The organism is Fibrella aestuarina BUZ 2 (assembly GCF_000331105.1).
Taxonomy (GTDB): Bacteria; Bacteroidota; Bacteroidia; order Cytophagales; family Spirosomataceae; genus Fibrella; species Fibrella aestuarina.
The window spans coordinates 2,996,402-3,010,892 of record NC_020054.1; the positions used below are offsets into that span (position 1 = coordinate 2,996,402).

Sequence of the window (14,491 nt, forward strand, 5' to 3'; positions counted from 1 at the left end):
ATATGCGAAACGTTGGTCAACATGGGTTCGTCGGTATTGCGCTGGTTATCCTACTGGCCTGTTCGGGCCTGAGTTGGGCGCAAACGGGCGGGGGCAACGTACCTGAGGCTTACCTAAAAACCCTGCCGGCGCACCCCCGTCTCTTCGCCAGCGCCGACCGGTTCGCCGCTCTGGCAAAGCAATCCGACTCGGTTTCGCTGCACCTGAAAGCGTATATCCTGCACCAGGCGGAAACGCTGTTGACTGCTGAGCGGATCAACTACCCGACAACGGGCTTTAAGTTCGGGCCGATGCGGGCGGTGCAGGGCCGGATACTGACCCTGGCCATGACCTACCGGCTCACCCGCGACAACCGATTCCTCAGCCGGGCCCGTGATGAACTGCTCCAACTGGCTGCGCTGCCCGACTGGGCACCCAACCATTTTCTGGATGTGGGCGAAGGAGCCCTGGCCGCTGGCGTTGGCCTCGACTGGTTGTACGATGACTTAGCCCCCGCCGACCGCGAGCAGATTACCCAGGCGATCGTAAAAAACGCGCTGCTGCCGTCGCTCAACGTACCGGAAGGCAACGGCAGTTGGGTTGATGGCGATTTCAACTGGAATCAGGTGTGCCACGGTGGGCTGTCGATAGGGGCATTGGCCATTGCCGAACGCGAACCGGAATTGAGTCGGCAGATTATCAACCGGGCCATTAAAAACCTACCCCATGCCGGTGCCGTCTACGCCCCCGACGGCGCTTATCCAGAAGGACCGAGCTATTGGTCGTACGGCACCACGTTTCATGTGCTCTTGATCGATGCACTTCGGTCGGCGTTGGGCAGCAGTTACAGTCTCGAACAGTTTCCCGGCTTCCTGAAAACCGCCGACTTTAACTTGCAGGTGGTGGGCCCGAGCGGGCTTGATTTCAACTACTCCGATTACCACGTTGAGACGCAAAACGAGCCGATCATGCTGTGGTTCGCGCGGGAAAATCACCAGCCCGACCTGGCCCGGCAGGAAATCGCGGATATCCAAACGCTGTATCGCTCGGCCATGACCGGCGTGAAAAGCCCGGTGCATGAAAACCGCCACACCTCGCTCGAACTGATTTGGTGGAATCCGGCCTTGGGCACCAAAGCAACCGGTACGTCGCCGCTGCACTGGACCTCGACGGGTGTGCTGCCCATCGCCGTGATGCGCTCGTCCTGGACCGATCCGCTGGGTACGTTCGTAGCCATTAAAGGCGGCACGCCCAACCACTCGCACGCGCACATGGACGTGGGTAGTTTTGTGATGGAAGCCGATGGGGTTCGCTGGGCGCTCGATCTGGGCACCGAGAGCTACGACAAGATGCGCGCGGCCAAACTCGATCTCTGGAACTACGCCCAAACCAGCACCCGCTGGACGACCTTCCGCGTTGGTCCCGATGGCCATAACATCCTCCGTTTCAACGGTGCGCAACAACTGATAGGCGCAAGAGCCACCGTTGATGAGTTACCTGTTCGCACCGGCGCCGTCGGTAATTCGCTTGATCTGACGCCGTTGTACGCCGATCAGGTCGCGACGGCGCAGCGCACGGTTCGGTTGCAGCCAGATCGGTCGGTAACGCTGGACGATGCATGGACAACCGGCGATAAACCCGTATCGGTGGCCTGGCAATGGCTGACCAAAGCCAAGGTGAGCCGAATTCCGAAGGGCCTCTTACTGCAACAGGATGGTCAAACGCTGGAACTGCTGTTTAGCAGTTCAGGTACGTATCAGATCGATATTGACGACGTTTCGCAAGCCAGAAACCCGCAGGATTCGCCAAATCCGGGGGTGAGCCGACTGGTGGTTCGGATGGAAACACCCGCCCGGTCGGCTGCCAACCTTCACGTACAACTAGTGCCGGGCAGCGTTGCCCGGCAGCAACTCAACCAAACGTTACCTCATCGGTAAAGCCTATGCCTATTAATGCGTTTCCCTATCACGGCCTGTCGAAACGACTCTCCTTTTTGGGTTTAACCAGTTGCCTGCTGTCAGGTACGTTCGCCCCAACGGTGGCCCAGAAAATCGACACGTCACCCGACCGGGTCAAGACCGATCTGGCCGTTTCAATGCCACGTCTGGGCACCGTAAAGCCACGGTCAACCGACGAAATTCCGTCGTCGAACTGGCTGATCGGTTGCGAAACCCTCGACCGCGACTTTACCGATTACGACCAATACAAGGAATACCTGGTGCCGCTCGGGATTAAGCGGTTGCGCATGCAGGCCGGCTGGGATAAGACCGAAAAAATAAAAGGGCAATACGACTGGGCCTGGCTCGATCATATTGTCGACGATGCGCACAAGCGGGGACTCAAACCCTGGCTGCAAACGTCGTACGGGAATCATAATTACCCGCAGGGTGGTGGGTCGAACCTGGGGGCGGGGGTACCTACCTCAAACGAAGCACTCGCCGCCTGGGACAGGTGGGTAGAAGCGCTGGTGAAACGCTACAAAAACAAGGTGGTTGACTGGGAAATCTGGAACGAGCCCAACTTTGGCGACAACCTGGAAAATACGCCCGACAAAGCCGCTGCGATGAACATCCGCACCATCGATATTATCAAGCGCATTCAACCCGAAGCGAAGGTGTCGGGGCTGGGGCTGGGGCATATCGGCCTTGCGTATGCCGAGCGGTTTTTTAAGGTGCTGGCCGAGAAAAAGAAGATCAACCTTTTCAACAACTTCACCTACCACGATTACGTCTATAATCCCGATTCGCACTACCCGAAAGTGATGCAACTGCGGGCGGCGCTCGATCGATACGCACCCACTATTCCGCTGCGGCAGGGCGAGAACGGCGCGCCATCGAGTCCGGGTTTTGGACGCGGCGCGCTGGGCGATTACGACTGGTCGGAGCTGACGCAGGCCAAATGGTATACCCGGCGCATGCTGGGCGATCTGGGCCACGACATCGAAACCAGCGTGTTCGGCATCATCGAAATGGCCTACACGAATGGTCCTATTCACCGGCTGAATTACAAAGGCCTCATCCAGTCTGACTCGACGAAGCGGGCGATCCGGCCCAAAATGGCCTACTACGCGGTTCAGCACGTAACGTCCATCTTCGATCACACGCTGGAGCGGATCCCGAAGGTAGAGCACACGCACAACCGTAGCTACGTGCCCGCCAATGCCGATGAGGTTAGCTACACGCCGGGTACCGACCGGAGCCTGGCGGTCTATGGCTATCGGCACAAAACGTCTGGCAAGCAGCTTTTTACGATCTGGAGCGATGAGGCGATTCCCGTCGAATCGAACAAGACGCGTACACTGACCTTCACGTTTACCAATGCCCGCTTCGACCAGCCGGTTTACGTTGATATTATCACGGGTGGCGTCTATACGATTCCGGCGAACCAGTGGAAAAAAACGGGGATGACCTACACCTTTACCGACATTCCGGTCTATGATGCGCCGATTCTGATTGCGGATAAAAGCCTCATAAAAACCCAAAATTGAGGTCGTATACGCGTATCCAACGAATTCTCTACTAAACGTATGGACAGCACATTGCCCCAAAACCGCAGGGCGTTTCTCCGGCAGGTGAGCCTGATGAGCGCCGCCTTGCTGGCCTCCCGCATCGCGCTGGCGAGTGGAAAAGACGATCCGGTCATTCTGTTTACGTCGGGCTGGCAGGATGTCAACATCGGCGACATTGCCCATACGCCGGGGCTGATTGCCCTGCTGAAGCAGCGCCTGCCGAAAGCCCGGCTAATCCTGTGGAAACGAAGCCGAAGCGAGAAAGTGGAGACGATGCTGCACCACTATTACCCCGACGTGCTCATCATCCACGGCAATGTGGTCGATAACGTACCGGCGTCGGAAGCGGTCAAACAGGCGTTTCGGGAAGCCGACTTTTTCCTGCACGGTTCCGGGCCGATGGTCGTCGCCCTCGATTACCTGGAGGCCTGGCATGCGCAGACCAACAAGCCCTTTGGCCTGTTTGGCGTCACGATCCAGAACAGCTACCCCCGCCTGAAAACCCTGCTGTCGCAGGCGTCGCTGATATTCACGCGCGAAACGGCCTCGATCGAAGCATTGCGCAAAGCGGGCCTGTCGGGCAGTCACATCGCGTTTGCGCCCGATGCTACCTTCGCGCTGACCATCCGCGACGATACCAACGCCAACGCGTTTCTGGCGGCCAACGACCTGAAGCTCCGTCAGTTCATTTGCGCCATTCCCCGGCTTCGGGTCACGCCTTATTACCGGATCAGCGCCAACTCAGGCTGGAGCGAGGCCAAAATAAAGGAGGTCAACGCGCTGAACGATACCTGGAAAGAAGCCGACCATGCCAAACTCCGCGAGGCGATGATTGCCTGGGTACGGGCCACCGGCCACAAGGTGCTGGTTTGCCCCGAAATGACCTACCAGGCCGACCTTCTCGACGAACTGCTGATCGACCCGCTACCCGCTGACGTGAAGGCGAAGGTGGTCAAGCACGGCTACTGGCTACCCGACGAGGCCGCTGCTGTGTATGCACAGGCGCATACGGTGCTGAGTTTCGAATGCCATTCGCCCATTATGGCCGCCGTAAACGGAACGCCCTGTTTCTACCTGCGTCAGCCGCAGGACACGATCAAAGGCCAGATGTATTACGACCTTGGCTTGGGCGACTGGACGTTCGAGATCGAACAAACTACGGGCAGGCAGATCACCGACCGGCTGATGGAGGTGACGACGAACTACAAAGCAGCCCAGAAAAACGTGCAGAAGGCGCTGGCCAACGTGAACAGCCGCTACGACAAAACCTTCAGGATCCTGCGCGAAACCTGGTTGTAGGGGTTTCGCTGCCTGAGAGCAGGCTTGGTACACCGATGTGGGGGCGTGGCTACCGCCACCAATGATGCCCATCTCTGTGTGTGGGTCGAGCCACGAATTCGCGCCTGATTTTCCGGGAAAAAAGGCGTCGCCGCCCTTTTACAACCTATACCGACGTCAACTGGATGAAAACGCTATTCCTGTTCCTGCTGCTCGCCCTGAGCGTATCGCCTACGCCAACGTATGCCACCGATTACTATGTGTCGGCATCGGCGGGTAGCAACACCAACGATGGAAAATCGACGGCCAAGCCATTCCTGACCATTCAACGCGCTGCCGACCTGACAAATCCCGGCGACACGGTCTTTGTGATGAATGGCGTGTACAGGTCAACGTCGGGCCCCGTGCTGAACATCACCCGGTCGGGCTCGGCAACGGCCTGGATCACGTTTAAAGCGCTGAAAGGCCACTCGCCAACGATGATCGGCTCGGGCAACGTTTGGAACACCGTCTCGATCAATGGCTCCTACATCCAGTTCGACGGCTTCGAACTGATCGGCAACAACGCGAACCTGACCTACGCCGGGGCGCTGGCGATCTACAACGAAGCCAAGGCAGGCGGCACCAACTGGGCTGCGTACGCCAACTACAACACCAATGGCATCTCGATCGGCGGGCCCAGGGATGAAACCAAATTTCCGCATCACGTAACGGTTCGGAACTGTAAGGTGCATGATTTCCCGGGTGGCGGTATCAGCTCGATTCAGGCCGATTACACCACGATCGAAAACAACCTGGTCTATAACAACGGCTGGTATATGATGTATGCCGGCAGCGGCATCAGCATCCTGACTCCGTTCAACGTCGATAAGCTGACGACCTACAAAAACATCGTGCGGAACAACGTTTGCCACACCAACAAAACCACCATTCCGTGGCTCAGTCTGGGGCGGTTAAGCGACGGAAACGGGATCATCATCGACGTAAACCGACACAGCTACAGCGAGCAGGATGCGACCACGCCCAGCGCGAATGCCTACACGGGTCGAACATTGGTGGCCAACAACCTGTGCATCAACAACGGCGGGTCGGGTATTCACGCCTTCAAAGCCGATCATGTCGATATCATCAACAACACAGCCTGTAACAACGGCACCGTGGTGGGCTACGCCGAAATCTTTGCCAATACCTGCGATGACGTGAGTATCCTGAACAACATTATGTATGGTCGCGACGGCGGCGAGTGTAATTCGACCAACAAGAACACCAACGTTGTGTATGATTATAATGTGTATGCCAACGGGAAAGTGGCCGTGAAAGGGCCCAATGATATTGTAGCCGATCCGCAGTTTGTCGATCGAAACCTCGACCTCGCTACCGGCAATTTTACGCTGCAAGCCACCAGCCCCGCCGTCGACAAAGGCACCAACGTACCTGGAAAATTCAGCTCGGCTGATTTGCTGGGCGTACCCCGCCCGCAGGGAAGCAAACCGGATATTGGCGCCTATGAGTACCGGGAACAGATCAGCGTCATTACGGCGCTTGCCGAGGTAGCTGAGGTTGTGCGGATATCACCCAACCCGGTCGATAAGGTGTTGACGGTGACCAACGTACCTGGCACGACTGGTCGGGCTGAGTTGGTCAATTGCCTGGGACAGCCAATGATGCAGGCCCCACTGACTGGCAGCAGCACGCAACTGGACCTACAGAAACTCCCCGGCGGCTTGTACCTGCTGCTCGTTTATAGCGAGGGTAAATTGATCACTATCAGCAAGGTAATGAAGCAGTGAGCGGTTTAGTAGCTATCCTGGCCAACAGCGACGCCGACCAGGCACCGTAACCGTTTCAGCGCCACGTTGATGGTGTTGTAGACACTCTTCAGGCTGATGTCCATGACCGTGGCCGCCTGCTGGTAGCTGAGCCCTTTCATGTAGACCAGATACAGAATTTCCTTTTGCCGTTTGGGAAGCTGATTGACCTCATGAAGCACCCTTTGCTGTTGCTGTTCGAGCCCTTCTGACTCAATCAGACTGGTTTCGTAGGGCTGAATCAGAAATTGGGCATCAGTAAACAGGTACGTATCCGAGTCATACCTGTTGAGGCGGGTAATCGTGTCCAGAAGCCGCCGCCGTAGGGCCCGGTACAGGTAAAACCGGATGTTGTCTACGGGACCAAGCCGCTGTCGACGGTCGTGAATGTGCAGAAAGAGCTCGTGCAGGCAATCTTCCACCACCTGTCGGTTTCGGACCAGGTTATAGCCGTAGCGGTACAGATCAGGAGCAAACAGGGTGTATAGCTTATCGAAAGCGTCGCGGCTCCCGGTTCGGAAGTCGTTCCATAACTGAATGTGCTCGGCGGTGGTCAGGGAGGGCGTCATGGGGCGTCTGTCAATACGCTGATTCGATTATGTCTGCAGGTTGATCGGTGTCCAGGGGCCGGGTGCGCTACCGGCTACCTCCTGAAAGCGCTCGTTGGCGCTTACCTGATTACACGTTGATGAATACAGGATAGGGCAGGGGTAGAGCTTCTCAGGCTTGCAGTGCCTTATGCTGGCAACTTAATCAGTCTTACTCAATTTATTAATATCAAATAATAATTTAATAATGCAATAATATAAAATCTATTTGATTTTGGTAAATCGTCCAGCAAAAGTTTTCAGAGGCCAACGGTCCGCTATGGTCTTTTGGGCCGGCTTGCTCCATTTTTATGGCCAGTACGGCCCTGTATCCGGGTCTACGGATGGCGCAACAGGCAGGAATTGACTTGTGAGTATACGAACGGCCAGCAATTGCCGGGCTGGAAGGCCCGGCTCCGTCGACGTTTGTTGAACCATGTAGGCATACGCCTACACGGCAGTGAGTAGGGTCAGCGGCTAACCGACGGAAGCAACCAAACTGGTAACGTACCTGAACGGCTCAGCGGGCCGCATCTAACTGTTGATCGATTTGGGTGGAGGCTTGTCGCAGGGCGTCAATGAGTGCTTCCCGCTTTTGGGGCGTACAGCGGATTTCGGGCAAAAAAATGCTCAGGCTGGCAACCACCTGCTTTTGTTTTCTGATGGGCACCGCCAGCCCGATAATATGCGTCGGCGAGACCGTTACGCAGAGTTCAGCCGTACGAATTTTGAGCAATTCGGCTTCCAGCCCTTCCGGCGTCGCTGCTTCGGGCCAGACGATCGGCGAGGGCAGGCCAATTGTGTTGAGGAGGCTATCCCGTTCTTTAGGCGGCAGGTAAGCCAGTAGTAGTCTGCCCGTTGCGGTTTCGTGCAGGCTGCGTTCGCTGCGGCTACGTACCTGCAAGTCCTGATCGCTGTTGACCAGGTGAACGATAAACCGTTTCTGATTGCGGATCACGCCCAGAATGGTCGTCTCGTTGAATTGAGCCGTCAACTGCTCCATCACGTCTTTGGCGGCGGCCACCAGATGCTGACTATAAGCCAGATTATTGGTCAGGTTGTAGGCCATTGGGCCCAGCCGATACCCCTTTTTGCGTCCCAGATGCTCCAGGTAGTTCTTGTCGACCAGCGTCTGCATGATGTTGACGCAGGTTGCCTGGTGCATGCTTAACCCCTCGGCAATCTCGGTCAGTGAGTATGCCCGGTCAGGATCGCGGGCAATAAACTCCAGAATATCCAACGCCTTAACAACAACTAGTACCATAACTGCTTGTGAATAATGTATGATGGAAAATGAATAATGTATAATGGAGCATGCGCAAAAACAGAGCATTATGCATCATTCACTATACATTATTCATTCTTGCCTACCGTCCCATCCAGCCGCCGTCTACGGTGACAATGGTGCCGTGAACATAGTCGGCCGCTGGTGAGGCCAGGAAAACCGTGACGCCTTTGAAATCGTCTGGCTGTCCCCAACGGCCCGCCGGAATACGGGCTAGAATGCTTTTACTCCGTTCAGCATCGTCCCGCAGGGCTTCGGTATTGTCGGTTGCAATATAACCCGGCGCAATCGCATTTACGTTGACGCCGCTGCCCGCCCACTCATTGGCAAAGGCTTTCACCAGACTGCCAATGGCCCCTTTGCTGGCGGCATAACCCGGTACGGTGATTCCTCCCTGGAAGCTGAGCAGCGAAGCCGTAAAGATGACTTTCCCCGAGCCACGGGCTACCATATCACGCCCAAGTTCGCGGGTCAGGATAAAAGGGGCGTTCAGGTTGGTATCGATCACCGTATCCCAGTAGGCATCGGGGTGCTCGGCGGCAGGTTTGCGCAGAATGGTACCGGCATTATTGACCAGAATATCGATCACAGGTACGTCCCGCCGGAGCGCTTCCAGGAACGTATAAACGGCCGACCGCTGACTGAGATCGCACTGATAGGCCTTGAACGAGCGGCCCAGCGCTTTTACGTCTTGCTCGACATCGCTTCCTGCTGATTCAAGCGACGCCGATATACCAACGATGTCGGCACCCGCTTCGGCCAGCGCCACGGCCATCGCCCGGCCAATTCCCCGCTTGCACCCCGTAACCAGGGCAACTTTACCAGATAGGTCAAATTGTGTAAGTGTGTGCATAATTTATCATTGTAATAGTAAGTGCAATCATACTATGTATAGGTTGAAATAGAAAATGGAATATGAGCAGGCATCTGCCCAAATTGAACTTTTTATAGGCAGGATGCTGGCCAGACGCTGGAAATAAATTGTCGCGTATGATTTTTAGAATATGTCTTTAGCTGAGAAAAATACTATAAAAAATAAATATGTGAAAAGTTTTGGCAAATCTGAACCGTAGTTATACTATTGTATTATTGAATTTAAATTTATCATTGATGAATTTTGGTCTAACGATCCTATGAAGAATCGCTCACATTCGCTATACCGGTCTGGGCTGCTGGGGCTGATCTGGTTGCTGGCGATAAGCCCGGTTATGGCTCAAACGCCCCTGTTGGTTACGGGGCGCATCACCGACGAAACCGGGCAGGGCCTGCCGGGAGTAACGGTGCTCATCAAGAACACTACCAACGGCACCACCACCTCGGCCGAGGGTACCTACAAGCTTACTGTTTCGGCAACCAACGCCATTTTGGTCGCCTCATACGTGGGGTATATCACCCAGGAGATTCCTATCACTACCAAGTCGGTCATTGATATTACGCTGGCTCCCGACAACAAAACCCTGAACGAAGTGGTAGTGGTGGGTTATGGCACCCAGCAGCGCAAAGACCTCACCGGCTCCATTGCCTCGGCCGATCTGGTCGCGTTTAAAGAGTCGCCCAACGTGAGCATCCTACAGTCGCTGAAAGGATCGCTGCCGGGCCTGACCATCAGCCAGACCAACCGCGCCGGCGATGAACCCGCCATCAACATCCGGGGTACGTCTACGCTCAACGGCAACACGGCTCCCCTGATTATCGTGGACGGCATTATTTTCAATGGCCGCTTGTCGGATATCAACCCCGCCGACGTGGCGAGTGTCGACGTGTTGAAAGACCCAAGCAGCAAGGCGATATATGGGTCGCAGGCGGCCAATGGGGTGGTTTTGGTTACGACCAAAACGGGCCGGGCGGCTTCTAAGCCAACGATCACGTATTCGGGTAGTTACGCCATTTCGTCGCCAACCATCAAGGCCACGTTGCTGCGCCGGGATGCGTTTCTGGAGAAAATCCGGGACATTAATTACCTCACCGCTTTCACCAAAGAATCGGGCTACACGCAACCTAACCCCGCCTGGACGTTTGCCAACTCGGAGCTGTTCCCGATCTCGCTGGCGGGCGTAAACGCAGGCACCGATTATGACTGGTATGGCGAACTGACGCAAGATGCCTCCATTCAAAGCCATAACCTGAGCCTTTCGGGCGGGTCCGATAAGACCAATTATTTTATGTCGGGAGGCTACACGAAAGAGAAGGGCCTCATCAAAAACGACGATTACGCCCGCTACACCGTCCGGATCAACCTGGATACCGAAGTGACGAAGTGGCTCACGCTGGGGGCTAACACGTCGGGGGCGTTCACCAACTTCTTCAAAGACGCACCCGATATGAACGCCATCGTGGGCACAAACCCACTGGTGCAGCCGCGCGATGCCAGCGGAAACTACATCGTTAACCCCATCGGCGACTTCAACGTCAACCCGTTTTTGTCGGCTGAAAATGACCGCTACGAAGTGCAGAGTCGATTGGTGGGTAATTTCTACGGCATCGTGCGTGTGCCGTCGGTACCCGGTTTCAGCTACCGCCTGAATTTCGGTAACAACCTGAAGTTCTTCAAAAATTACACGTCGAGTATCTACGGTGCCGGGCAAACGGGTTCGGCGGCCAAGAACGATGCCACGCAGTACGACCAAACGCTCGACAATATTTTTAATTACACGCGCAGCTTTGGCAAGCACAACATTAACGCCACGGCGGTCTACGGCTACAACACGTCGAAATTCGATCGGACAGTCGCTTCTGGAACGGGCTTTTCGGATTTGAATCTATCGTACAATAGCCTGCAACAGGCTGAAATTCAAAAGATTTCGTCAGAGGCCTGGGAAGAGGTACTACTCTATCAGCTCGGCAGTGTGTCGTACAACTACGGTAGTAAGTACCTGATCAAAGCCACCGTTCGGCGGGATGGCTTCAGCGGGTTTTCGAAGAATAACAAAACCGGTATTTTTCCGTCGATTGGCGTGGGCTGGGTACTCTCGGAAGAACCGTTCTTTAAAGTACCCGGTATCGACTACCTGAAAGTCAGAGGCAGCTACGGCGAAAATGGCAACAAAGTGGGCCGCTACAGCTCACTGGCGCGGGTATCGGCCACCGACGACTCCAAGTACGTATTCGGCGACGGCGGGCTAACGGCCATTGGACGGACGGTATCATCGCTGGCCAACGCAGACCTGCGCTGGGAACGTACCCGGGGTATTAACGTTGGTCTCGATTTTGCCATTCTGAACAACCGCATCGACGGCAACATCGAGTATTACAACTCGAACACCAACGACCTGCTCTGGCAACAAACGCTCCCCCAAACGTCGGGCTTCTCGAACGTATTTACCAACCTGGGGCAGATCAATAACACCGGTTTCGAGTTCATGCTGCACGCGAAACCGGTACAGACCAAAAACCTGAGCTGGGACGTCACGGTCAACTTCACCCGAAACCGGAACAAAGTGGTCACCATTCTGGGTGAGGACAAAAACAACGATGGCGTAGAAGACGACCTCGTGGCGAGCAGCCTGTTTATCGGTCGGCCCATCGGCACCATCTACGACTACCGCACCCAGGGGATCTACCAACTGACCGACGAAAAGCTGGCTGGTTTTCAGGCTGGTACGTACCGGATCGAGGACGTAAACAAAGATGGTAAAATTACCCCCGCCGACGACCGGCAGATCCTGGGTAATACCGAACCGGCCTATCAGTTTGGGATTCAGAATACGGTATCCTACCGGCAGTTTACGCTGCGGGCGTTTATCAACTCCATTCAGGGAGGAAGCAACAGCTACCTGAGCCCCAACTTTCCGTATGGCTACAATGGTACGCCGGGGCAGGCCACTAACTCAAACTGGTTTGATTTTACGGACTTCTGGTCGCCCCGCAACCCCGGCGGTATTCACCCCAATCCGTGGCTGCCTACTCCCGCCGGTGGCCGCGAGTACGTGCAGCGCAACTTTGTGCGGCTGCAGGATATCTCGCTCTCGTATAGCCTGACCGATGCCATCGCCAGGAAGATTGGCGCGGCCAACTGCAAAGTGTTTGTGAGTGGCAAAAACCTGCTGACGTTCACCAACTGGAAAGGCTGGGACCCGGAAACCAATACCACCCTGTTTCCGGTGGGCGGCCCTGCCAATGGGGTCAATACCGCCCTCGGCGTTACGTCGATCAACGCGTTTCCCGTATTGAAGTCTTATTCATTAGGGGTCGACATTACCTTTTAACTCCTGCTATCACGATGAAAAAGAACCTATTGACAATCGCGCTCCTGGCTGGTGTGATGCTGTTTCAGGCAGGTTGTAAAGAAGACGAGTTTTTGAACGAAGTGCCGCTGGATTTTTATAGTCCCGAAAACTCGTTCATCACGGAAGGTAACTTCAATGCGGCCCTCACCGATTTATACGCCCGCGTCCGGGCCATTCAGAGCGTCGATGGCGGAGCCAATCTCTATTCGGAGGTATTAGGCACCGATGTTGCCTACAACGCCCGCCTGGATCAGGCTCGTCTGGGAAGCTACCCCGTATCGCTTACGCCCCAGGGCGATATTCCCCGGCAGCACTGGATTCGGTGGTACAAGATTATCGCCAACGCTAATACCATCATTGCGCGGGTGGGTACGTCGGCCCTCACCGACGCCCAGAAGAAAGTGATCGGTGCCGAGGCTAAGCTGTTCCGGGCCTACGCTTACCACAAACTGGTGCACCTGTACGGAGGGGTGCCGCTCATTCTGAATGAGGTAAATACGCCTACCAGCAATTTTACCCGCGCCACCAAAGAGCAGGTGCTCCAGCAGATTATTGCCGATGCCACCGATGCCGCCACTAATCTGCCCGCTATCGACGCCGTGCGCGATGGTAAAGTGAGCAAGCCGGTGGCCAACCACCTGCTGGCCGAAACCTACATTGTCCTGAAAGATTACGACAAGGCGATTGCGGCTGCTACGGAAGTCATTGAGAAATCGAACCTGCGCCTGATGACTGAACGATTTGGCAGTTTACGGAACCAGCCCGGCGACGTGTTCTACGACCTCTTCCGGGTAGGCAACCAAAATCGGAAAGCGGGCAATATGGAAGCCATCTGGGTCATTCAGTACGAGCTGGATGTGATTGGCGGGGCGCTGACGTCATCGGGTAGCCCCCTGAACAACCTCGAACGGTGTGTAGCCCCGGCCGTTTTCTCGATCTCTGACCCCAGCGGGCGAGCGTCTCTGCTAGATAATGCCTCGGCATCGACGCTGAACAGTGGGGGGCGCGGGGTTTCGTTCGTGCGCCCGTCCGACTACTGGACGTACGACGTGTGGGGCCTGGACCCGAAAAAAGACAACCGCAAACTGGACGCGACCGTTACCGACATCCGCACCTCGCCGTTCAACATCGTTCGTGACTTTATCTACACTAATCCAGCGTCGCCCAACTTCGTGGGAAAAAGCCTGATCGACTTCCCGGCTCCGAACTGGATAGCGGCAAACTGGCGGTGGTACCCGTACCCGTCGAAGGTGACCACGCCCGGTCAGCACCCGGCGGGCATTGTGCAGGATGCCACCAAACTGACGCTGAAGACAACGGCGGGTCCCACGTTCCGGGATATGTACCAGATCCGACTGCCCGAAACCATCCTGCTCCGGGCCGAAGCCTACTTGCTCAAGGGCAACACGACGCAGGCCGCAGCCGACATCAATCTGATACGGAACCGGGCCAAAGCGAAGCCCGTCACGCCCGGCGAAGTCACGCTCGACTACATTCTGGACGAACGCGCCCGTGAGCTGATTTTTGAAGAGGACCGGCGCGTTACGCTCTCGCGCATGGGTAAGCTGGTGGAGCGGGTGCGGAAATACAATCCGCTCAACGCACCAAACATTCAGGATCATCATGCCCTGTTCCCGATTCCATTCTCGGAAATCGAAGCGAACAAAGACGCCAAACTGGAACAAAATCCGGGGTATTAACCAGCGAATTAGCAATAGGTTAGAATTGAAAGGCCGCCGGGCCGCCGACGCGGTAGACTCCTGGCGGTCTTTTTTGTACATCCTTGTTGGCCCATCAGGCGCCCGATACAGATTGCGGAA

At 55.8% G+C, this 14,491-nt stretch carries 9 protein-coding genes; 6 read left to right on the forward strand and 3 right to left on the reverse strand.

Features of this window, described 5'->3' with window-relative positions; translation table 11 throughout:
* The first annotated feature begins 2 nt into the window (after positions 1-2).
* From FAES_RS12170 to FAES_RS12185, 4 genes are all read left to right on the forward strand, one after another.
* Positions 3-1,916: a heparinase II/III domain-containing protein gene (locus FAES_RS12170; protein ID WP_015331512.1), complete on the forward strand. Its 1,914-nt coding sequence runs from the start codon at positions 3-5 to the stop codon at positions 1,914-1,916.
* A 5-nt stretch (positions 1,917-1,921) separates the two neighbouring features.
* Complete coding sequence (locus FAES_RS12175; RefSeq protein ID WP_015331513.1) at positions 1,922-3,466, forward strand: beta-galactosidase; 1,545 nt, start codon at positions 1,922-1,924, stop codon at positions 3,464-3,466.
* A gap of 39 nt (positions 3,467-3,505) precedes the next feature.
* On the forward strand, positions 3,506-4,786 hold the full coding sequence (locus FAES_RS12180; protein WP_015331514.1) for a polysaccharide pyruvyl transferase family protein: 1,281 nt from the start codon (positions 3,506-3,508) through the stop codon (positions 4,784-4,786).
* 164 nt (positions 4,787-4,950) lie between these two features.
* Entirely contained in the window at positions 4,951-6,555 is a 1,605-nt protein-coding gene (locus tag FAES_RS12185; RefSeq protein WP_158408776.1) for a choice-of-anchor Q domain-containing protein, read from the forward strand.
* A gap of 5 nt (positions 6,556-6,560) precedes the next feature.
* Here FAES_RS12185 and FAES_RS12190 read toward each other — a convergent pair whose 3' ends face one another.
* From FAES_RS12190 to FAES_RS12200, 3 genes are all read right to left on the reverse strand, one after another.
* A complete protein-coding gene (locus FAES_RS12190) occupies positions 6,561-7,142 on the reverse strand; it encodes an RNA polymerase sigma factor (protein WP_015331516.1) in 582 nt (193 codons plus the stop codon).
* A 538-nt stretch (positions 7,143-7,680) separates the two neighbouring features.
* Complete coding sequence (locus tag FAES_RS12195; protein ID WP_041257809.1) at positions 7,681-8,424, reverse strand: IclR family transcriptional regulator; 744 nt, start codon at positions 8,422-8,424, stop codon at positions 7,681-7,683.
* 103 nt (positions 8,425-8,527) lie between these two features.
* Complete coding sequence (locus FAES_RS12200; protein ID WP_041257810.1) at positions 8,528-9,298, reverse strand: SDR family oxidoreductase; 771 nt, start codon at positions 9,296-9,298, stop codon at positions 8,528-8,530.
* Positions 9,299-9,578: 280 nt separating this feature from the next.
* On the opposite strand from FAES_RS12200, the gene FAES_RS12205 reads away from it, so the two are divergent.
* Both FAES_RS12205 and FAES_RS12210 read left to right on the forward strand, forming a co-directional pair.
* Complete coding sequence (locus tag FAES_RS12205; protein WP_015331519.1) at positions 9,579-12,650, forward strand: SusC/RagA family TonB-linked outer membrane protein; 3,072 nt, start codon at positions 9,579-9,581, stop codon at positions 12,648-12,650.
* Positions 12,651-12,664: 14 nt separating this feature from the next.
* Positions 12,665-14,371 (forward strand): RagB/SusD family nutrient uptake outer membrane protein, encoded by a 1,707-nt coding sequence (locus FAES_RS12210; RefSeq protein WP_015331520.1) that lies wholly within the window; start codon positions 12,665-12,667, stop codon positions 14,369-14,371.
* The last annotated feature ends 120 nt before the right edge of the window (positions 14,372-14,491 follow it).

Bases quoted from the DNA above. Each gene is read 5' to 3' on its own strand.
- FAES_RS12195 (WP_041257809.1), bottom strand. From the start codon at position 8,424: ATGGTACTAGTTGTTGTTAAGGCGTTGGATATTCTGGAGTTTATTGCC.
- FAES_RS12200 (WP_041257810.1), bottom strand. From the start codon at position 9,298: ATGCACACACTTACACAATTTGACCTATCTGGTAAAGTTGCCCTGGTT.
- FAES_RS12175 (WP_015331513.1), top strand. From the start codon at position 1,922: ATGCCTATTAATGCGTTTCCCTATCACGGCCTGTCGAAACGACTCTCC.
- FAES_RS12190 (WP_015331516.1), bottom strand. From the start codon at position 7,142: ATGACGCCCTCCCTGACCACCGCCGAGCACATTCAGTTATGGAACGAC.
- FAES_RS12205 (WP_015331519.1), top strand. From the start codon at position 9,579: ATGAAGAATCGCTCACATTCGCTATACCGGTCTGGGCTGCTGGGGCTG.
- FAES_RS12210 (WP_015331520.1), top strand. From the start codon at position 12,665: ATGAAAAAGAACCTATTGACAATCGCGCTCCTGGCTGGTGTGATGCTG.
- FAES_RS12180 (WP_015331514.1), top strand. From the start codon at position 3,506: ATGGACAGCACATTGCCCCAAAACCGCAGGGCGTTTCTCCGGCAGGTG.
- FAES_RS12170 (WP_015331512.1), top strand. From the start codon at position 3: ATGCGAAACGTTGGTCAACATGGGTTCGTCGGTATTGCGCTGGTTATC.
- FAES_RS12185 (WP_158408776.1), top strand. From the start codon at position 4,951: ATGAAAACGCTATTCCTGTTCCTGCTGCTCGCCCTGAGCGTATCGCCT.